The organism is Chryseobacterium phocaeense (genome assembly GCF_900169075.1).
GTDB lineage: Bacteria > Bacteroidota > Bacteroidia > Flavobacteriales > Weeksellaceae > Chryseobacterium > Chryseobacterium phocaeense.
Map to the genome: position 1 here is coordinate 1,094,929 of NZ_LT827015.1, position 19,876 is coordinate 1,114,804.

Genomic DNA, 19,876 nt, shown 5'->3' on the forward strand with positions numbered 1-19,876 from the left:
ATCTTAGATCTGGTATCTAACAAATGTTTTGGCCTTACTCAGCAGGCGATGAAGTTTGAATATTTTTAATAAAGATTTATGCAAAAAGTTAAATTAAAAATGAAAGGCTTTAAAAATGTGGAATGTTTAAAGTTTGTAGAAATAATAAGGACGTCCTGCTGAGTTGTCAAAATAATTAAATTTTAAAAGAAAAAAATATGAAAAAAATATGGCAGAAGGATGACCTTGCCACCAATATATTAGTCAACAAATTTACAGTAGGTAAAGATCTCGACTTTGATGAACGTTTAGCAAAATATGACGTTAAAGGTTCTATGGCACATTGCAAAATGCTCGCGGAAACCGGAATTATTACCGGAGAGGAATCAGAGCAGATGCTTGCTGTTTTAGCAGATATTTTAAAGGATATACAGAACGGAAGCTTTGAAATTGATAAAGAAGCGGAAGATATCCACTCTCAGATTGAATCAATTCTTATTGAAAAGCTGGGGGATACAGGAAAGAAGATCCATACGGCAAGATCCCGGAATGACCAGGTTTTGCTGGATATAAAGTTGTATCTGTTGGATGAGGTCCGGGAAATTACTGCTCTGACTGATGAATTTTTCCAGATCCTGATCAAACTGGCTGATCAGCATAAAAATGTATTGCTACCGGGTTACACACACCTTCAGATTGCAATGCCGTCTTCATTCGGGTTATGGTTTGGAGCTTATGCAGAAGCACTGCTGGATGATATTGAACTGTTGTTTTCGGTGAAGAATATCATCAGCAAAAATCCGCTGGGTTCAGCTGCCGGTTACGGCTCATCTTTCCCGATAGACCGTGAAAGTACAACCTACAACTTAGGATTTCAGTCGATGAACTATAATGCTGTGTATGCGCAGATGACCCGCGGAAAATCCGAAAAGATGCTGTCTATGGCAATGGCCACGCTGGCAGGTACGCTTGGGAAATTTGCATATGATGTATGTTTATATTTAAGTCAGAATTTCGATTTTATAAGCTTTCCGAAAGAATTTACAACCGGAAGCAGCATTATGCCCCACAAAAAGAACCCAGATATTTTTGAACTGGTCCGTGCACGGTGCGGCAGAATTCAGTCCTTACCGAATGAGCTGATCCTGCTGACGAATAATTTACCGTCCGGATATCACAGAGATGTTCAGCTGACGAAAGAAATTCTTTTCCCGGCTATTGATTCATTAAAAGAATGCCTGGAAATTTTAAGTTATACGCTTCCAAATATTGAAGTCAAAGACGGAATTCTGGAAGATGAAAAATATAAATACCTTTTCAGCGTGGAGAAGATCAATGAAGAAGTCAAAAAAGGAAGCTCATTCCGTGATGCTTATGTAAAAGTAGGGCAGGAGATTGAAAATAATGAATTTGAGTTTGAACCCGGAAATCTTGAGCATACCCATCAGGGCAGCATTGGAAATCTATGTCTCGATAAAATAGAATATCAGTTTAATAAGCTGAAAAATAAATTATTGGGTTGATAATTTTCAATTTCAGGGATTCTTAGAATGCTGAGCGGAGTCGAAGCATATTAATATAAAGGGTTAATTTGATTTAAATAAATTATTCAGGATCAATTTTAAACTAAATTGATTTTGAAACATTAAGAGTATTGAAGTTTTAAGCCAAGTTAAGAAAATCTACAGATTTTAAATAAGAAGTGCTTATCAGAATTCGCATGCGAATCCTTAACTATCCTTAATCACTTAAAAAAACTTAATGGTTTAAATAAAATATTACTCAAGATCAATCTTGAATTTAGTAGACTTTTTCACCTCATGAAGCACAATAGAACTATGGTACTGACCGATATTGGGAAGATTTGAGATCACATTCACCGCGAAATCATTATAAGAATTAATATCCTTGGCAATGATCTTAAGCATATAATCATATTCGCCCGAAAGACTGATGATCTCCTGAACTTCATCGTATTTCATAATGTTCTTCTCAAACGTTTCCAGTACTTTCTGGGATTGTTCCTTGAGGCGGACATTACAGTATACCACAATATTCAAACCCAGTTTTTCACGGTTCAGAAGACCCACATATTTCTCAATAATGCCATGCTTCTCCAGCTGTTTTATACGTTCATAAGTAGGAGTAAACGTAAGACCTATCTTTTCTGAAATTTCTTTCACCGATAAAGTAGAGTCTTCCTGAATGATACTGAGAATCATTTTGTCTTTTAAATCCATAGGGTAGGTTTGAGTTTTAACAAAAATATCAATTAAAAATGAGAATAAGGAACGATTAAGAAGGTTTTCATTATTTGAAACTTTGATTTTGTAGATTCGTAAAAATGTTATATCTTTGCACCTAATGAATAAAAGAGTATTTATATCATTAGATTTACCGGGCGAAAGCGCCCTTTACGATATTTATTGTTATTAAGCGAAGATTTTGTCTTCGCTTTTTTTATGCTCAAAAAATAAGAATTATGTTTACGATTACAGAACTAAGCACCGAGAGAATCAACAGGATACTGACCGAAGCACTGGCTTTTGCCAACGGGAAAACTGCAAAAATTGAAGGAGAGGTTTTCTGCTCAAATCTTTTCTTTGAAGACAGCACAAGAACAAAGACAAGCTTTGATATGGCAGAAAGAAAACTGGGTCTGCAGGTCGTGCCATTTGATGCTTCCAACAGTTCTGTAAACAAAGGCGAAAGTCTTTATGATACGGTGAAAACCATTCAGAGCATTGGAGTAAACCTGGTGGTGATCAGAGATAAGAAAGACCGTTACTTTGAAGAACTAAAAAATATCAGTATTCCGGTGATCAATGGAGGAGACGGAACGGGAAATCACCCTTCCCAATGCATGCTGGATCTGATGACCATCTTCCAGGAGTTCGGAAAGTTTGAAGGACTGAAAATAGGAATTGTAGGGGATGTAAAACACAGCCGTGTCGCCAACTCAAATGCTGAAGCACTAAGAAGACTGGGCGCCAAGGTATACTTCTCCGGACCAGAGGACTGGTTTGATGAAGGTGCTTTAATTAACGGAACTTACCTTCCGGTAGATCAGCTGATCAAAGAAGTGGATGTACTGATGCTGCTGAGAATTCAGCACGAGAGACACGATGCGAAAATGAGTTTTTCAGCCTCAGAATACCATAGAAAATATGGTCTGACCAAAGAAAGGGAAAAAGCAATGAAAGACTCTGCGATCATTATGCATCCAGCTCCGATCAACAGAGGTGTAGAGATTGATACAGACCTTGTGGAATGTGAGCGTTCCAGAGTATTCAAACAGATGCAGAATGGTGTTTTCGCTAGAATGGCCATCTTAAAAGAAGCACTGGAAAAAGAAGGATATACCTTTAAAGAATTGTAAAAAATAAAATGTACAAAGTAAAAAGTACATCATACATTATACAACTGACATTATACAAAGAAAAAATAGATAAAGAGATAAATAAAATGAAGAAAAAATTAATACTGGAGTCCGGTGAAGTGTTTCATGGAGAAGGTTTCGGAGCAGAACTGGAAACAGCCGGAGAAGTAGTTTTCAATACCGGAATGACAGGGTATCAGGAGCTGATCTCCGATCCGTCATACTGCGGTCAGATTGTTTGCATGACCTATCCGCTTATCGGAAATTATGGTATTAACCGTGATGATTATGAAAGTATCGAGCCGGCTATTAAAGGGTTGATCGTAAAGGAACTTTGCGACCTGCCTTCCAATTTCCGTACCCAGATTACTTTAGATGAATTATTTAAAAAGAAAAACCTTTCAGGGATTTCAGGAATCGATACGAGAAGACTCACCAGAATTCTTCGTAATTCCGGAGTCGTAAAAGGAAAAATCGTAAACGCTGAATCTGACGAAAACGAAGTGGTTACAGAACTGAAAGGGACTAATTTCCCAACCAATCAGGTAGAAACCGTTTCTACAAAAACAGCCTACGCCAATCCGGGAAGAGGCCTGAAAGTGGTTTTAGTGGATTTCGGTTCCAAATTAGGAATCATCAGAGAGCTGTCTCAAAGAAATTGTGACATTACCGTAGTTTCCCACGACATTACAGCGGAAGAAATCCTCTTAATGAATCCGGACGGAATCATGCTTTCCAACGGTCCCGGCGACCCTGAAGACAATCCACAGGCCCTTGAAATGATCCGCGGATTATTAGGAAAAGTTCCGATCTTCGGAATTTGTCTGGGACATCAGCTGATCGGCCTGGCGTGCGGAGCCAAAACTTTCAAACTGAAATTCGGGCACAGAGGAGGAAACCACCCGGTACTGGATCTGGAGAAAAACAAAGTATCCATCACTTCCCAGAACCACGGATATGCTGTAGATCAGGAAAGCCTTAAAGGAACAGACCTTATCGAAACCCACATCGCATTGAACGACAGAACCAACGAAGGACTGAAACACAAAATCCACCCTTGCTTCTCCGTTCAATACCACCCCGAAGCAAGCCCGGGCCCTGAAGACGCGAATTATTTGTTTGATGAATTCCTAGATTTAATGTACCAATTTAAAAATGTAACAGTTTAACAATCATTAAATGATCAATTTCGAGAACAATCCTTTAATTGAAAAAACAGTAAAATTCTCTTTAGATATTATTGAATTTTGTGAGTTATTGGAAAGTAACAAGAAATTTGTCATTGCTAAACAGTTATTACGTTCAGGAACAAGTATTGGAGCAAACTCTTTTGAAGCACAGAATCCATATAGCAAAAAGGATTTTGTGAATAAAATAAAGATTGCGGCCAAAGAGCTTGAAGAAACAAAATATTGGTTATATCTGTGCAAACACTCCAGAAATTATCCTTTTGATGATAAATTGGAAACACAGATCGTAGAAATCGGAAAAATTATTTATAAAATTCTAAGCACAAGTTTATCTAAGGAAAACGGTCAGTAATATTGTTACACTGTTAGATTGATAAATTGTTACATTTTAAACTTATGAAAAGAAACGACATAAAAACAATTTTAGTAATCGGTTCAGGACCCATCATCATCGGTCAGGCAGCTGAATTTGATTACGCAGGAACGCAGGCTTGTCTGTCTTTGAGAGAAGAAGGCTACAAGGTGATTTTGATCAATTCAAACCCTGCGACGATTATGACGGATGTAGAAATCGCAGATAAAGTATACATCGAGCCGATTTCCCTTCAGTTTGTAAGCCACATCATCAGAAAAGAACGTCCTGATGCGCTTTTACCAACCCTGGGAGGGCAAACGGGTCTGAACATGGCGGTAGAACTTGAAAAATCAGGGATCCTTGAAGAATGTAAGGTGGAAGTATTGGGAACGAAGCTTTCTGCGATCAACAGAGCAGAAGACAGGGACCTTTTCCGTGAACTGATGAGAGAGCTGAACGAGCCCGTACCTGAGTCGGATATTGTTAATACCGTGGAAGGAGCGCTTCGTTTCGCTGATGAGATCGGATACCCGGTGATTGTTCGTCCTGCCTTTACCATGGGAGGAACAGGAGGTGGAATTGCCTCTAATGAAACTGAATTGAAGGAAATTGCAGAATTAGGATTGAAATACAGCCCTGTAACGCAGTGTCTTATTGAGAAATCAATTGCAGGTTTCAAAGAAATTGAATACGAAGTAATGCGTGATGCAAACGACAATGCCATTGTGGTTTGTAACATGGAAAATATAGATCCGGTAGGCGTGCACACGGGAGATTCTATCGTGGTGGCACCTTCCCAGACGCTTTCTGACAGGGAATACCAGTTATTGAGAAATGCTTCCCTTAAAATCATCAGAGCTTTGGGAATTGAAGGAGGATGTAATGTACAGTTGGCCCTTGATCCACATTCATTTGATTACTATATCATCGAGGTGAATCCAAGAGTATCTCGTTCATCTGCATTGGCAAGTAAAGCAACAGGATATCCGATTGCCAAAATTGCAGCGAAAATTGCGGTAGGTTTAACACTTGACGAAATCATGAATCCGGTAACAGGTAAAACATATGCTTGTTTTGAACCGGCTCTTGATTATGTGGTAACCAAATTCCCGAGATTCCCGTTCGATAAATTTGAAACGGCGGACAGAAGACTTTCTACTCAAATGAAAGCCACCGGAGAAGTAATGGCCATCGGAAGAAATTTTGAAGAGTCTTTACAGAAAGCGATCCGTTCCCTGGAAACCGGAATCAGACATTTAGGATTAAAAACAAAGCAGGCTGAAGCGCTGACGGCTGAAGAAATCGAAAGAAGAATCAGAGTGTGTGATGATGAAAGATTATTCATCATCGGAGATGCTTTGAGAAGAGGATACGACTGGGAACAGATTGTAGAATGGAGCAAAATTGACAAATTCTTCATCTGGAAACTGAAAAAATTAGTTGACTTCGAAAAAGTAATCGCTGCTAATAAATTTGACAAAGCAACTGTAATTGAAGCTAAAAAATTAGGCTTTGCAGATATGAATATCGCCTACCTTTGGGAAGTGAAGCAGCGTGAAGTTTTCGATTTCAGAAAAGAAAACGGAATCATGCCGGTGTACAAAATGGTAGATACCTGTGCGGCGGAGTTTGAAAGTGAAACACCCTATTTCTACGGAACGTACGAAGAAGAAAACGAAAGCGTAGTTTCAGATAAGGAAAAGATCATCGTTCTGGGTTCAGGACCTATCCGAATCGGGCAGGGAGTAGAATTCGACTATGCAACGGTTCACTCGGTTTGGGCGATTAAAGAAATGGGCTACGAAGCTATCATCATCAACAACAACCCTGAAACGGTTTCTACAGACTTCTCGATCTCTGATAAATTATACTTCGAGCCGCTAACGGAAGAAGATGTAATGAATATTATTGATTTGGAAAAACCAAAAGGGGTAGTAGTACAGTTCGGAGGGCAGACAGCCATCAACCTTGCTGATAAACTTGCTTCACACGGAGTTCAGATTCTGGGAACTTCACTGGAAGACCTTGACAGAGCTGAAAACAGGGATAAATTTGAAAAAGCACTTCAGGAGATGGGAATTCCTCAGCCATTAGGGAAAACATCCACCTCAAAAGAAGAAGCCATAAAAATTGCCAACGAAATCGGGTATCCGGTTCTGGTACGTCCAAGCTACGTATTGGGCGGACGTGCGATGGAAATCGTGTACGGAGAAGCTGAGCTGGCCTATTACATGGAAAATGCAGTGGAAGCAAGCCCTAAGCACCCTGTTTTGGTTGATAAATATATGGTAGGAAAAGAAATCGAGATCGATGCGATCTGCGATGGCGAAACCGTAGTGATCCCTGGAATCATGGAGCACATCGAAAGAGCAGGAGTACACTCCGGAGACTCTATTGCGGTTTATCCTACACAGAATGTTTCCCAGAAAGAGATCGATACTCTGGTAGATTATACCCAGAGACTGGCAAAAGGCCTGAACGTTATCGGTCTAATGAATATCCAGTACGTTCTTTTCGAAGGAAATGTCTACGTAATTGAAGTGAATCCACGTTCCTCAAGAACAGTTCCATTCCTTTCTAAAATTACAGAAGTTCCTATGGCCAATCTGGCTACAAAAGCGATCTTAGGACAAAAACTTACAGATTTAGGATATAAAAACGGACTGGTTCCAAGTAAGGAAGGAGTCTATGTAAAAGTACCTGTGTTCTCTTTCTCAAAACTAACGAAAGTAGATATCTCCCTGGGACCTGAAATGAAGTCTACAGGAGAAGTAATGGGTAAAGATACCACACTGGAAAAAGCCCTTTACAAAGGATTGATCGCGGCAGGAAGAAAAGTTCCGATGCACGGTTCTATACTCTTCACAGTAGCAGACAAGCACAAAGAAGAGGCGGCAGCACTTGCAGAAAGATTCCACGAAGTAGGATTCAGAATCTGGGCTACCGAAGGAACAGCGAAATACTTTGGAGAAAAAGGAATTCCCTGCAAAATAGGATACAAGATCGGAGAAGAGGATGTAAACCTGATCGACCTGATCCAGAAAGGAAAAGTACAGTATGTTGTAAATACCACCACCAAAGGGAAGCAGGCAGAAAGAGACGGATTCCAGATCAGAAGAATGAGTGTGGAAAACGGAGTTCCTTGTCTGACATCAATGGATACGGTAGAAGCCATCCTGAAAGTAATTGAAAGCATGAGCTTTAAAATGGAGACGATGTAATTGTCGGAACCCTATCAAATATTTCAAACCTCACAGATTTCTGAAATCTGTGAGGTTTTTTATTCTAAAACCACTAATCCCCGTCCTGCATCTCTATCCGCTGCTGCTTCACATAGCTGCTGGGAGACATCTGGGTAATTTTCTTAAAATTCCGGTTAAAACTTGTTTTTGAGCTGAATCCACACTCAAAAGCCAGGGCCAGTAACGTATATTGCCTGCTTTCCGGGTCCAGGAGAAGTTGCTTGAAAGCTTCCACTCTGAAAGTATTGATATAATCGTAAAAGTTTTTCCCTTCCTTTGAATTGATGACCTGCGACAATACTCCCGGGTGTATATCAAGCATTTTGGCAAGATCACCCAACGTAAGCTCGGGATCTTTATAATATTCCTGCTCCTTCATAAGCTGCTCCAGGCGGGATTGAATTCCAGCGGCTTTAGTGTCTTCCAGTTTTGTTTTTTCATACTTCACACGGTCCGCAACCTCTGTGATGATCTCGTTTTTTTCCGGTACTTCCATGACTTCAAGTGTGGTGGGAAGAACTACTGAATGTACGGATGCCGGATTGGAAAAAATTCCAGCCTGGCGGATCCCAAAATATCCGATGAAAAAAATAAATAATGCCACTGCAACATACAGGGCCCTTGGTGACTGCATAAAGATCACAACAATCCAGATCACTCCCATTCCTGAAATCAGGTACCGCATCCAGTTAAGCGTAATTTTATCGGTATTTGAGAATTGTCCCCTGATATTTTGCCGGTGTCTGTACAATAAGAAAAGGGACAGGACTACATATACAACACCTGAAATCATAATACACGCGATAATTGCCCGGAACAATGGCTGATAGACAGATAGCATCAGTTGATCTGACTGGATTCCCGGAAGAATAAATGCCAGCAGAACAGAGGTAAGTACAGCCGGAATAAAATGCAGCAGATAAGCCCATCGGTAGCGCTGCTGGCCGCTCAGAAACAAAATGTAAAGGTAGAGAAACGGACCGTGTAAAAAAGGTAAAGGCAACTCCCATCCGATAAACGAAGGAAACTGGCAGATAAAACCTGAAGCATACCCTGTAATAAAAATCAAATGAGCCAATGCGAAAAAAAACCACAGCGTCAGAATCTTGTCTGCTGTGTTCTTTTTCTGCTTAGTGATCAGCAGGATGAAAATAAACAGAGCTATTGAAACTCCACTTATATAGATAAGTTGCCAGCCTGTTTCCATTCTTATAACGAATCAAAAAACAAAAATAAGGAATATCAGGCTGTGATATTCCTTTTAAGGTTTTATTTATAAAGTTTAATACCAATACCTATTTCCAGATAAACGAGATTCGTTAAAGTACCTAAAGGATAATATTGGACAGGGCTGAAAGGCAGATATAATCTTGTATCGAATGTAAACCTCTTTTTTCCAAGGGAAAATTCATACATGAGGCCATAATCAGGAACTGTAGTATGGGTGCTTACCGTTACTTTATCCAGCTCAGGATTGTCCATGGTTTCTTTAAAAGCAATGTACCGCATGCCTCCCAATGCCAGTACAGTATGTCTGCTTTTCCCCTTTTTTCCGTACAGAGAATACCCGGCTCCGAATTTTTGTGTAATCGAATAATTATAGTCAGTCTTAATATATGGCTGGGGATTATTCCTGAACAGCAGAAAGCTGAACATAGAGTGGGAGGCTAGGGAAAACCTCCGGTTCAATGGGTGAACGGCCATCACTGATACCGTAGGTTTAAAAGAGCTTCCGGTGGCACCGATCGCCGGTTTTATTTCAAGCGGAAAAACGTGTTTCATAGTATCCTGAGCCTTTATATAAGACACCATGATGAAAAGTAAAATAAATGTAAAACGCATAAAAACAGATTAAAGTTGTTGAAAATAAAATGTGACCGCTTTCCTGATATTCGGCTTTTTAGAACCCATATGGTCCAACCCTTTTGCGAGATGATAGCCTTTCGAGAAACCGTTGTAATGCTGGTTCAGGATCTGACGGAGAGCTTCTACCGTTGGACGCATTCCTCCTTCTTCAATTTCGCCGGTTGCCAGAAAGAATGTGCCGGTTCGGGACTGATTGCCGGCCCGGTTCTTCTTTTCCTCCTTAAGAACAACCTGACCCCCGATCCAAAGCGCCGGGCTTAAAGCAAGATAATTACCGAAAACATCAGGATAACTGGTAAAGCAGTAAGCCCCGAACAATCCTCCCGCAGAATGGCCAAGGATCGCCCTGTCTTCCCGGATGCCGGATGCGTGAAAATCCTGCTCAATCTTCGGGATCAGCTCTTCATTAATAAACCTTACAAACAGATCAGCCCTGCCGCTTCCATTTTTATACGGTACGGGCAGATAATCATCCAGTCTGTCGTTTCCCCAGCCAATACCTACTACCAATACATCACTGCGATGGAAATTTTCGGATTGCGTCTGAACTTCCCGTGCTACATCATCAAAATCCCATTTCGAATCCAGTACATAAATGGTTTTATACTTTGTTGACGATGAATAATTTTTGGGTACTGCGACTTTAACAGGGTAAGTACTTCCGTTAATATTGGAAGTAATAGAAAATTCCCGTACGAGTTCTTTGTCAAAAGTATCTTCCCGGCAAGCCGTCAAAGAAATAAGCATAATAAAAATGCTGGCGATGAAAGAAATGGTTATCCGGTTGTTTTTATTCATTTTGTTTAATATTTAGAATTATGATTTGTTGTTTTAATGAAGGTCATATAATCTGTTTTATTTAAACGATGGGGCAAAAATAACCGTGATTATGGCTTCAAATGCTTCATCTTATAAGGTGGAGCTTATTTTTAATAATTTGAAAATCAGATAGATATTTATTTTCGCAGATCCTTCGGACTCACGTTCCGGGAAAAACGATGTAGTTGGTTTTGAGATAACTGGATGATGTGTTATGGATATGCTTCGGCTCTGCTCAGTATTATAAAGTTAGCATCAGGCGGTTGTAGATTAGGAATAAGTTCTGTTAAAACGTAAATTTCAGGTCAGTTCCTTAGTCCGGATTATATAAAGAGCACTTAACAACGCATTTACTGGAATTTTTGAAGCAGTTATTAGAAAATTACGCGCATTTATTAGCCGTTAACTGTATGTGATTGAGGATTTTAATACATTCGTAATACATCAATCAATAAACAAATATAACTATGTACAAAAATTTATTAAACATTAAAAATATTGTTGCAGGAGCAATGATATTATCCGCTGGAGTAATGAATGCCCAACAATGGGAAATTAATGGAAATTCAGGTATCACAAACGCTAATTATGTGGGAACAAGGGAGTCTGCATACTTATTTTTAAGAACTGACGGTTCCTCTTCTAATCCAGGGCAGGCTTTTTTGACGAGTCCCGGATCCTTTGTTGTAGACGCGGTAAATTACTCTAATGGAGTAAAAGCCAAGGGCAGTATTATTACCGGAGGGCAAAACATGCTTGGAGGAAATGCAAACAGTTCAATAGTTGGAGGCTGGGGAAATAGCCTGCAGACAGGCGGAGGAGCAAATCTTGTTGTAGGACAAACAAATACTATATTAAACGATGCAGGAAAGTCAATAGCACTGGGTTGGAATAATATTGTCAGAGCTTCAAACCAATTTGCCATTGGAGTTGGAGTAGATCTGAAATCTGAATATTCCGGTGGATTCGGAGTAGATCTTGTTGCAACAGGAAACCGGTCTTTTGTTATTGGAACAGGAACACACGCTTCCACAAAACTTACAAATTCAATTCCATACTCTATCATGTTCGGACTTTCTAAAAATTCAACGATGCTGATTAAAGATCAGCTGGTTGGTGTTCGTACAACTGATCCAACAGCTAATTTCCATACGGTGGGAACCGTTCGCTTACAGGATCTTCCAAACGGATCCGGAAATGCTTTGGTAGTAGATGCTGACGGAAATGTTATGGTAGCTTCTACTGCATTATCAAAACAGGCTAATGACCAAACCGTAACTGAATTGCAAAACCAGATTGATGACCTGAAGCTACAGGTTGATGAATTAAAAAACCTTTTATTAAAACAAACCGGAATAAAGGATATTTCATTAAGCAACAGTGCTAAACTTTATCAGAATGTACCGAATCCTGTAAAAGGAGAAACAAACATCAGATATTATATTCCCGATGGTAGTAAAAACAGCATTATAGAAATTTACTCCGTATCAGGCCAGTTGGTAAAATCTATTCCAATAAAAGAAACCGGCGATGGTAACATTGCAGTAAGCAATATAAAATCCGGGATGTATCTGTACAGGCTATCGGTTGAAGGGAAAATTATTGATACAAAAAAAATGCTTATTCAGGATTAATTCTTTGAATACAGATATACTTAAAGGCTGTCTCCTAAGATGAGATAGTCTTTTTGGCATGCAGAAAATAAATTTATATTTGGGATGAAATACGCCTGAAATAATAAAAATTTTTTAAAACAATTGAATTTTATTGTATCTTATCACAGGGTACCGATTTATCATATCTTTACAAAAAACACCGCCATGTCCACAGAATTCGAAAGCGTTCTAAACCACTTCAGTCAATACATAAAACTAAGCGAGCCTCTGCAAAAAGAATTGCTGGACAGGTTATCCTTTCAGACTTTCAGAAAAGGAGAGCTTTTGCATGATGCGGATAAAATCTGTACCCGGAGTTATTTTATACTGAAGGGTCTTACAAGAACCTATTATCTGAAGGATGGAACAGAGATCAGCGAATATTTTTCCAGCGAAAACGAATGGGTGAATTCTCCCAAAAGCTTTATCCAGAGAGTAAAAGATATCTATTCCATTGACTGTCTCGAAAAAACGGAAACTTTCTGCCTGAAAGTAGATGATCTCGGTTACCTGTTTGATAACTTTCCTGAAATGGAGCGCTATGCAAGACTGTCTATGGGAAGTGTTTTCGGGCATTTGATGGAGCGCATTAATTCACAGAGATTTACTACTGCCAAGGAAAAATACGAACATTTTCTGGCAGTTTACAAAGGGATTTATCACCGGATTCCATTGGGAATGACGGCTTCCTATCTTGGAATCACCCAGTCTACACTCAGCAGATTAAGAGCTGAAAAGTAGTTTTTGATCCAGAGCAAAAATAATCCGGAAATCCCACGGTATTTTTGTCAAAAAAAACAATGAAACTACTCTTTAAAATTTTCCTCGCACTTATTTTTTCTGTTACGGCTTTAAAAGCACAGGACACCATCCGGTCAAAGAATACCGATGCTGTTTTATATAAACCTTCCAAAAATATTCTCGGACTGGTCGTAGGACTTGGAGGAGCAGAAGGAGGGAATGCCTGGGCATCAAAACATTGGAAAGCTACAAGAGATCAGTTCCTTGAGAAAGGATATGCATTTCTGGCGCTGGCTTATTTCGGGTCGAAAAATTCCCCGAAGCTCCTTGAAAAAATCGAGATTCAGGATGTCTATAATGCGATCAGCCTTTCAAAACAGAAAATAAAAACTGATAAAGTGGCAATCATAGGTGGTTCAAGAGGAGCGGATCTTGCGCTGCTGCTGGGAAGTTATTATTCTGATATCTCGTGCATTATTGCTTTGTCTGCAAGCCATGCTGTTTTTCCGGGGAATACAGATCATTTTTCCACATCCAGCTGGACCTTTAATGGAAAAGAGCTTCCTTTTGTTCCGGTGAATGAAGTTGCCGTTCCGTTTATGATGGAAAGAAAGATAAGACAGGCTTTTGAGGCAATGCTTCAGGATAAAGAATCCGAGCAGAAATCATTGATAAAAGTTGAAAATATCAAGGCACCTGTTCTGCTGATGTCCGGAAAACAGGATGAGATCTGTCCTTCGTCCGAAATGTCCGACAGGATAATTCAAAGATTGAAGGACCATCATTTTAAATATCATTATGAGCATATAAAATTTGAAGGCGGTCATACCGAACCTTATCAGCATTTTGATAAAGTTTTCAGTTTTCTTCAAAGTAATTTTTAGAAATATTTTTCGCAACTATAAATCATATGAGGGTTTTCAATTCGCTGGAAACCCTTTATTAATGGGATAAGTTATCGAATTGCATTATATGAAATGTATCATGTTTTTATTTAGAATCAATAAAAATAATATATTTTTGCAAAACTAACTTATTTATACAATGAAAAGAACAATTATTTCTGCTTGCTTTTTAACAGCATCCTTTATGAGTGCACAGGAAACCGATACCATCAAAGTTTCTGAAATCCAGTCCGTATCACTCCAGGGAACAAACAATTACAGAACCAAAAAATCAGAATCTGTAGCAAGACTTCCCCTGGAAAATCTGGAAAATCCCACTGTTTACAATATTGTCCCGAAAGAAATTATCAGCGAGATGAACGCGGTTGATTTTAACACAGCCATGGCCTCTGCTCCCGGAGTGGTAGTAAGCAACAGTGTGAACGATAGTGGTAATGATATATTCCTGAGAGGATTCAGTTCCTCTGCCAACTTCAGAAACGGGCTTCTTCAAAACCCAAGAGTACAATCGGAAATTGCCAATGTGGAAAGGGTAGAAGTCATCAAAGGACCTTCAGGAACCTTATTTGGAGGAACCTTAGCGAATTATGGAGGAGTAGTGAATATTGTGACCAAAAAACCTCAGGAGAACTTCGGGGGAATTATCGGATACACCACAGGAAGCTGGGGTATGAACAGAATTACTGCTGATGTAAACGCCCCTTTGAACAAAGAAAAAACAGCCCTGGCAAGATTCAATGTGGCAGCGTATTCACAGGACTCTTTCCAGGATGCGGGATATAATAAAGGATTGTTCTTTTCAGGAAGTATTTTATACAAAGTAAATGACAAAACTACAGTGACACTGGATACGGAATTCCATGCTCCGGAAAAAACACTGAACGCCTACGTAAGGCAGTCTGAAAGGTTAACCATCAGTTCCATGAAAGATCTGCAGGGAGCTCACGAAAGGTCGTTTACCAGCAATGATATCGGTTCCAAAAGGACCAATTTTGTCACCATGGCGGAAGTAACGCATAAATTCAATGACCAGTGGACTTCCAGAACCTCGTACCAGAGAGGCGAAGCGAATGAGAATGAATCTATATTTTTGGTTTTAAACTATTTGAATAATAACTCAATAAGCAGAAGTATTCGCCCTTTTGACAATTATAAGATAACCACTGACAATATTCAGCAAAATTTTATTGGTGATTTCAAAATAGGAAAATTAAGAAATCGTCTGGTGGTAGGGTTAGATTATTTTCAGCAAACAAGCAAAAACCAGTTTCCAACTTTTAAGGTAGGGAATAACTTGTCATCAGTTTTTGCTCCATATCCTTTAAACGGAGTATTTACTGATGATTATGGGACACCAAAGGGGAATGATGTTGTAATGTTGGATTCTGGTTCTCCATGGACTTCAATTTCCAAAGACGTAATAAGATCAATTCCAAGAACAGGAACAGGATATGATATTAATAAAATAAGTACATTCAGCGTATATGCTTCTGATATTCTTAATATTACAGACAATCTTTTGATAATGGCAAGCTTAAGGATGGATAATTATAAAAGTGATAATGTCATTTCAAACGGTGTCGAAGGAAAAGGAAAGTATACCCAGACTCAGTTCTCACCAAAATTCGGGCTGGTATATGAAATTGTACAAAATGAAATTTCATTCTTTGCGAATTACGTCAACGGATTCAAAAATGTAGCACCTACAGTTGATCCACGAGATAAAAACACTTATATTGAGTATGACCCTGAGCAAGGAGACCAATTTGAAACAGGATTCAAACTTGACTTATTCGGTAAAAAGCTTCTGACTACCATAAGTTATTATAATATGAGAATCAAAAACCGTTTAATGCCTGATCCATCTGGAATCATTGGGCTTTACATTCAAGATGGGAATATTAAAAATCAAGGTTTTGAAGTAGATTTTGTAGCTAATCCAGTTAAGGGATTAAATATCGTAGCGGGGTATGGATTTAATGATAATAAATATGATGACAGAAGTGTAAATAATGGAAAAAGAAGTGCCTGGTCACCAAAACATGTGGCCAATCTCTGGACCAGCTACAAGGTAATGGATGGTGCTTATGAAGGTCTTGGATTCGGGGCCGGATTTAATTTCGTGGATAAAACGTATATCAATATCACCAACCATTTTCTGTCGCCTTCCTATACCACTGTAGGAGCCACTGTTTTCTATGATAAAAAGAAATACAGAATCGGTCTGAAAATGAATAATGCCCTGAACGAAACCTACTGGAATTTCTACGGACAGCCTCAGAAGCCAAGAGAGATCCTTGCCAACTTTGCATTTAAATTCTAGCCTTAATGAAACAAAAATAAGAGCGGTAAAATTTTACCGCTCTCTGTAGATATGGAAAAGAAAACAACAGATAAAAAGAAAAAACAGGGGAAATCCCTGACGAAGAAAGTGACCGGCTGGCTGCATCTCTGGCTGGGGCTGGTGTCCGGAATTATTGTGCTTGTCGTAACGCTTTCCGGAACCATGTTCGTCTTCTGTGACGAGATTATTGATCTCTGCGGAGGAAGCGCCAGATATGTACAGGTTCCCGCCAATACAAAAAAAATGTCCCCTGAAGAGCTTCTTGCAAAATTTCACAAGCAGGTTCCGGACAGAAAAGCATTTTATTTTGATACCTATAAAGAAGCGGACAGAACTTTCAGGGTAGCATCAGCCACGAAACCTCCCAAAGATAAAAATGCACCCAAAGCAGGAAAGTCAAAAGAGCGGGGGCCGCGCGGGGTATTCGCCTATCATTATCTTGATCCGTATACCGGAGAAATAAAAGGCTCTACGAAAAGTTACGAATTTTTCTATATCGTGGCCCATATTCATGCCCAGCTGCTTGCTGGAAAGTTCGGGAAAACAGTGGTCGGGGTAGCTTCCATTATATTTTTTGTTCAGCTGATTGGCGGGCTTATCCTCTGGTGGCCTAAAAAATGGAATAAAACGACAAGAACAGCCGCATTTAAAATAAAATCAGGCACAAAATGGCGCAGGAAAAATTATGATTTCCACAATGTTTTCGGATTTTACTCTTTGCTTCCGGCCGTATTTATTACCATTACAGGATTGATTATGGCGTATGAAATTTTAACGGATCTTACACAGGAAACCTTTGGCGGAACAAAAGATGCCCATAAAATTGCAGAAAAGTACGAGCCTGCATTTGATCCCGAAAAAAAGGCTTTGTCTTACTCGGATTTTATTAATATCAATTTTGCAGAATTTCCTGAAGCAAGACAAGTCCGAATGAGCATTCCGAGAAATGATTCAGCTACCGTTTACCATGTGGTCGCCGCAAAGTTTATCGGACTGAAAAGCCTTTCCAACGGTAAAAGCATGGAAACCAACAAATACACCGGAAAAGAGATTATTTATCCCAAAGAAGTCCAGAGGCATGAAGTCATTGAACATATGAATTTTGATCTTCACGTGGGCTACTGGGGCGGAATGTTTGGTAAGATTTTCACTTTCGTGATCGGAATTATCTGCACCAGTCTTCCTGTAACGGGCTTTCTGATCTGGTGGGGAAGACGTAAAAAATCACCGAAAAAAGCAACAGAAATTAAAAATATTCATCAACATAGAAAGGAACATCATGAACAGCCGGCTTAAATTCTTATTTCTGAATCTGTTCCTGTTTTTTGCCCTTTTGGGTAAGGCACAGGAAACAATGACCATAGGAGAAAAACAATCTTTATTTTCGAAGATACTAAATGAAAAAAGGGAACTATGGATTCATCTTCCTAAAACGTACAATGATACAGGAATTTCTCTTGTAAAATATCCTGTGATCTATCTTCTGGACGCAGAAATTAATTTTGAATATTATGCAGGAATGACTGATTTCCTTGCGAAACCTCCCTATGCCGAAATCCCGGAATGCATTGTTGTAGGAATTAAAAACACAGAAAGAACCAGAGACCTTACACCCACAAAGTCGCAGAAGAAAAGCCCGGTGAATCCTGATGTTGTTCTTTTTGCAGACAGTGGTGGAAGCGAAAATTTTGCCAGATTTATTCAGGAGGAGCTGAAACCATTCATCAATAAGACCTACAGAACTCAGGATTATTCTATTCTTGCGGGCCATTCTTTCGGGGGACTTTTCGCAGTGAACGTTCTGCTGACCCATCCGGAATATTTCAATGCCTATGTGGCCAATGATCCAAGTTTATGGTGGGATAACAGCGTTTTGATTTCCAGAACAAAAAACTATCTCGAAAAAAATAAAAAGTTTCCACCCCATAACTTTCTTTATGTTTCCCAGGCCGATAACGAAGAGCAGAATAAAAACTGGAATTCAGACATGACACAGGCCATTGAAGAATTCAAAGGAATTGTTGAGAATAACGGAACCTTGAACTATAAGCACAATTTTTTTGAAAATGAAGTCCACGGAACGGTTTCTTATCCGGGAAATTATGAGGCTTTGAAGTTTATTTTTAAAGGATTCAGAACCGATATTAAAAAGCTATCCGGAAATCCAAAGCTGCTTGAAGAAGAATACAAAAGATTTTCAGAAAAAGCAGGAACAGATTTTATGCCTTCAGAAACCTATCTGAATGCCATTCTCAAATTTATGAAAAGCAATGGCTTTACAGCATCAGAACAGTATTTTAATGCTTTGAAAAATAAACTCTATCCTAAAAAATAATATAATGGCACTCGCCATACCGATACCATAGACGTTTTATTTGATTTTTATTTGAAGAAGCTCTTTGTCTTTTGGCAGGGAGTTTCTTTTATCGTCATATTAGCAAATTTGCCTTTTCGCTTTTTAGCCCTTTTGCCTTTTTACCCTTTCGCCTAATCAACCTTATAAAACCCCTCCGAAAAATACTTGCTCGGCTTAACATACACAGTTTGACGGTCTGCATCAAAAATCCAGATAAATCTCCTCATCATATCAGCTCCGAAATAATTAACGGTCTGTGTTTTACGTTTTCCCACGAAAAATCCGGCGGGTACATCTTTCAGAACAAAATTATTCAGTTTAAAGAAAGGAAGAATGCCCTGCTTTGTAATGATACTTTCACCACTTGAGTTTTTAAATGTTTTTTCGGAAGTCACTTTCAGCATTTTATCAAGATTTTTTTCCTCTGCAAAATCATTGCTGTACAGAAGAGCACCGGAATACCCGGACTGGAGCAGGAAATAGGCTTCCTGCTGCTTGTCGCCGTCGATAATATTGTCTGCATTAATAAAAAACTGGCCTTTTTCATAAAGCAGCATCATTTTTTGATATCCTTTTACATCAGGCAGTTTATCATAGATTTCAAACTTACTGTTGTCATAATCTATTTTAAAGCTTTTTCCTGCAAACATCCCGGTTCCGATCTTTCCATCGGCCTCATGGCCAGTAAGTTCATGATCAAAAAAACGGACGTTATTCAATGTGAATTTCCCGATTTGTACCGTGTTTTTCTCACTGATTTCATCCTTGTTAAAAATAATATGATCTGCCTTGCGCTGTCTGTCCGGAGAAATAGACGCGTCTTCCATGGCGATCTGGAACATCAGGTGCAGGGAATCCTTTTTATTGACCAGTGTTTTTACAATGATATTGTTATGTTTTGTGATCCTGAAAGGAATGCTCTGCTGGGCGTTTATGCTGATAACAGCTGCGGAAAACAGAAGAGCTAAACTTGTTTTTTTGAACATTTTAAAGTGATTTGCGGTTAAAATCCGGAATTTTAAAATTACCTATTATCTTTGGAACA

General features: G+C 39.1%; 16 protein-coding genes. 11 read left to right on the plus strand and 5 right to left on the minus strand.

The window, feature by feature from the left end; translation table 11 throughout:
• Positions 1–197: 197 nt before the first annotated feature.
• Entirely contained in the window at positions 198–1,502 is a 1,305-nt protein-coding gene (argH, locus tag B7E04_RS11585) for an argininosuccinate lyase (RefSeq protein WP_080778802.1), read from the plus strand.
• Positions 1,503–1,757: 255 nt separating this feature from the next.
• On the opposite strand, the gene B7E04_RS11590 is transcribed toward argH, so the two are convergent.
• Positions 1,758–2,219, minus strand: coding sequence for an Lrp/AsnC family transcriptional regulator (locus B7E04_RS11590; RefSeq protein ID WP_062652418.1), 462 nt, complete (start codon positions 2,217–2,219; stop codon positions 1,758–1,760).
• 242 nt (positions 2,220–2,461) lie between these two features.
• On the opposite strand from B7E04_RS11590, the gene B7E04_RS11595 reads away from it, so the two are divergent.
• The 4 genes from B7E04_RS11595 (at position 2,462) to carB (ending at position 8,124) form a co-directional block, all read left to right on the plus strand.
• On the plus strand, positions 2,462–3,358 hold the full coding sequence (locus B7E04_RS11595) for an aspartate carbamoyltransferase catalytic subunit (protein ID WP_080778803.1): 897 nt from the start codon (positions 2,462–2,464) through the stop codon (positions 3,356–3,358).
• Positions 3,359–3,444: 86 nt separating this feature from the next.
• Complete coding sequence (locus B7E04_RS11600) at positions 3,445–4,527, plus strand: carbamoyl phosphate synthase small subunit (RefSeq protein ID WP_080780665.1); 1,083 nt, start codon at positions 3,445–3,447, stop codon at positions 4,525–4,527.
• 10 nt (positions 4,528–4,537) lie between these two features.
• Positions 4,538–4,900, plus strand: a complete 363-nt coding sequence (locus B7E04_RS11605; protein ID WP_080778804.1) for a four helix bundle protein — start codon at positions 4,538–4,540, stop codon at positions 4,898–4,900.
• A gap of 44 nt (positions 4,901–4,944) precedes the next feature.
• On the plus strand, positions 4,945–8,124 hold the full coding sequence (carB, locus tag B7E04_RS11610) for a carbamoyl-phosphate synthase large subunit (RefSeq protein ID WP_080778805.1): 3,180 nt from the start codon (positions 4,945–4,947) through the stop codon (positions 8,122–8,124).
• A 73-nt stretch (positions 8,125–8,197) separates the two neighbouring features.
• On the opposite strand, the gene B7E04_RS11615 is transcribed toward carB, so the two are convergent.
• The 3 genes from B7E04_RS11615 to B7E04_RS11625 form a co-directional block, all read right to left on the minus strand.
• Positions 8,198–9,352: an AraC family transcriptional regulator gene (locus tag B7E04_RS11615; RefSeq protein WP_080778806.1), complete on the minus strand. Its 1,155-nt coding sequence runs from the start codon at positions 9,350–9,352 to the stop codon at positions 8,198–8,200.
• 62 nt (positions 9,353–9,414) lie between these two features.
• Positions 9,415–9,927, minus strand: a complete 513-nt coding sequence (locus tag B7E04_RS11620; protein ID WP_131797320.1) for a hypothetical protein — start codon at positions 9,925–9,927, stop codon at positions 9,415–9,417.
• Positions 9,928–9,996: 69 nt separating this feature from the next.
• A complete protein-coding gene (locus B7E04_RS11625) occupies positions 9,997–10,809 on the minus strand; it encodes an alpha/beta hydrolase (RefSeq protein WP_080778808.1) in 813 nt (270 codons plus the stop codon).
• A gap of 488 nt (positions 10,810–11,297) precedes the next feature.
• On the opposite strand from B7E04_RS11625, the gene B7E04_RS11630 reads away from it, so the two are divergent.
• The 6 genes from B7E04_RS11630 to B7E04_RS11655 all read left to right on the plus strand — a co-directional run bounded on the left by B7E04_RS11630 (position 11,298) and on the right by B7E04_RS11655 (position 18,810).
• Positions 11,298–12,464, plus strand: coding sequence for a T9SS type A sorting domain-containing protein (locus B7E04_RS11630; RefSeq protein ID WP_080778809.1), 1,167 nt, complete (start codon positions 11,298–11,300; stop codon positions 12,462–12,464).
• A gap of 186 nt (positions 12,465–12,650) precedes the next feature.
• Positions 12,651–13,226, plus strand: a complete 576-nt coding sequence (locus tag B7E04_RS11635) for a Crp/Fnr family transcriptional regulator (RefSeq protein ID WP_080778810.1) — start codon at positions 12,651–12,653, stop codon at positions 13,224–13,226.
• Positions 13,227–13,285: 59 nt separating this feature from the next.
• Positions 13,286–14,110: an acyl-CoA thioester hydrolase/BAAT C-terminal domain-containing protein gene (locus B7E04_RS11640; protein WP_080778811.1), complete on the plus strand. Its 825-nt coding sequence runs from the start codon at positions 13,286–13,288 to the stop codon at positions 14,108–14,110.
• 160 nt (positions 14,111–14,270) lie between these two features.
• Positions 14,271–16,454 (plus strand): TonB-dependent siderophore receptor, encoded by a 2,184-nt coding sequence (locus B7E04_RS11645; RefSeq protein ID WP_080778812.1) that lies wholly within the window; start codon positions 14,271–14,273, stop codon positions 16,452–16,454.
• Positions 16,455–16,505: 51 nt separating this feature from the next.
• Complete coding sequence (locus B7E04_RS11650) at positions 16,506–17,771, plus strand: PepSY-associated TM helix domain-containing protein (protein WP_080778813.1); 1,266 nt, start codon at positions 16,506–16,508, stop codon at positions 17,769–17,771.
• Entirely contained in the window at positions 17,755–18,810 is a 1,056-nt protein-coding gene (locus B7E04_RS11655) for an alpha/beta hydrolase (RefSeq protein WP_080778814.1), read from the plus strand. Before B7E04_RS11650 ends, B7E04_RS11655 begins: the two co-directional genes overlap by 17 nt.
• A gap of 152 nt (positions 18,811–18,962) precedes the next feature.
• On the opposite strand, the gene B7E04_RS11660 is transcribed toward B7E04_RS11655, so the two are convergent.
• Positions 18,963–19,817: a hypothetical protein gene (locus B7E04_RS11660; RefSeq protein WP_080778815.1), complete on the minus strand. Its 855-nt coding sequence runs from the start codon at positions 19,815–19,817 to the stop codon at positions 18,963–18,965.
• Between the last annotated feature and the right edge of the window lie 59 nt (positions 19,818–19,876).

Bases quoted from the DNA above. Each gene is read 5' to 3' on its own strand.
- B7E04_RS11660 (WP_080778815.1), bottom strand. From the start codon at position 19,817: ATGTTCAAAAAAACAAGTTTAGCTCTTCTGTTTTCCGCAGCTGTTATC.
- B7E04_RS11590 (WP_062652418.1), bottom strand. From the start codon at position 2,219: ATGGATTTAAAAGACAAAATGATTCTCAGTATCATTCAGGAAGACTCT.
- B7E04_RS11645 (WP_080778812.1), top strand. From the start codon at position 14,271: ATGAAAAGAACAATTATTTCTGCTTGCTTTTTAACAGCATCCTTTATG.
- carB (WP_080778805.1), top strand. From the start codon at position 4,945: ATGAAAAGAAACGACATAAAAACAATTTTAGTAATCGGTTCAGGACCC.
- B7E04_RS11635 (WP_080778810.1), top strand. From the start codon at position 12,651: ATGTCCACAGAATTCGAAAGCGTTCTAAACCACTTCAGTCAATACATA.
- B7E04_RS11615 (WP_080778806.1), bottom strand. From the start codon at position 9,352: ATGGAAACAGGCTGGCAACTTATCTATATAAGTGGAGTTTCAATAGCT.
- B7E04_RS11620 (WP_131797320.1), bottom strand. From the start codon at position 9,927: ATGAAACACGTTTTTCCGCTTGAAATAAAACCGGCGATCGGTGCCACC.
- argH (WP_080778802.1), top strand. From the start codon at position 198: ATGAAAAAAATATGGCAGAAGGATGACCTTGCCACCAATATATTAGTC.
- B7E04_RS11625 (WP_080778808.1), bottom strand. From the start codon at position 10,809: ATGAATAAAAACAACCGGATAACCATTTCTTTCATCGCCAGCATTTTT.
- B7E04_RS11630 (WP_080778809.1), top strand. From the start codon at position 11,298: ATGTACAAAAATTTATTAAACATTAAAAATATTGTTGCAGGAGCAATG.
- B7E04_RS11640 (WP_080778811.1), top strand. From the start codon at position 13,286: ATGAAACTACTCTTTAAAATTTTCCTCGCACTTATTTTTTCTGTTACG.
- B7E04_RS11650 (WP_080778813.1), top strand. From the start codon at position 16,506: ATGGAAAAGAAAACAACAGATAAAAAGAAAAAACAGGGGAAATCCCTG.
- B7E04_RS11655 (WP_080778814.1), top strand. From the start codon at position 17,755: ATGAACAGCCGGCTTAAATTCTTATTTCTGAATCTGTTCCTGTTTTTT.
- B7E04_RS11605 (WP_080778804.1), top strand. From the start codon at position 4,538: ATGATCAATTTCGAGAACAATCCTTTAATTGAAAAAACAGTAAAATTC.
- B7E04_RS11600 (WP_080780665.1), top strand. From the start codon at position 3,445: ATGAAGAAAAAATTAATACTGGAGTCCGGTGAAGTGTTTCATGGAGAA.
- B7E04_RS11595 (WP_080778803.1), top strand. From the start codon at position 2,462: ATGTTTACGATTACAGAACTAAGCACCGAGAGAATCAACAGGATACTG.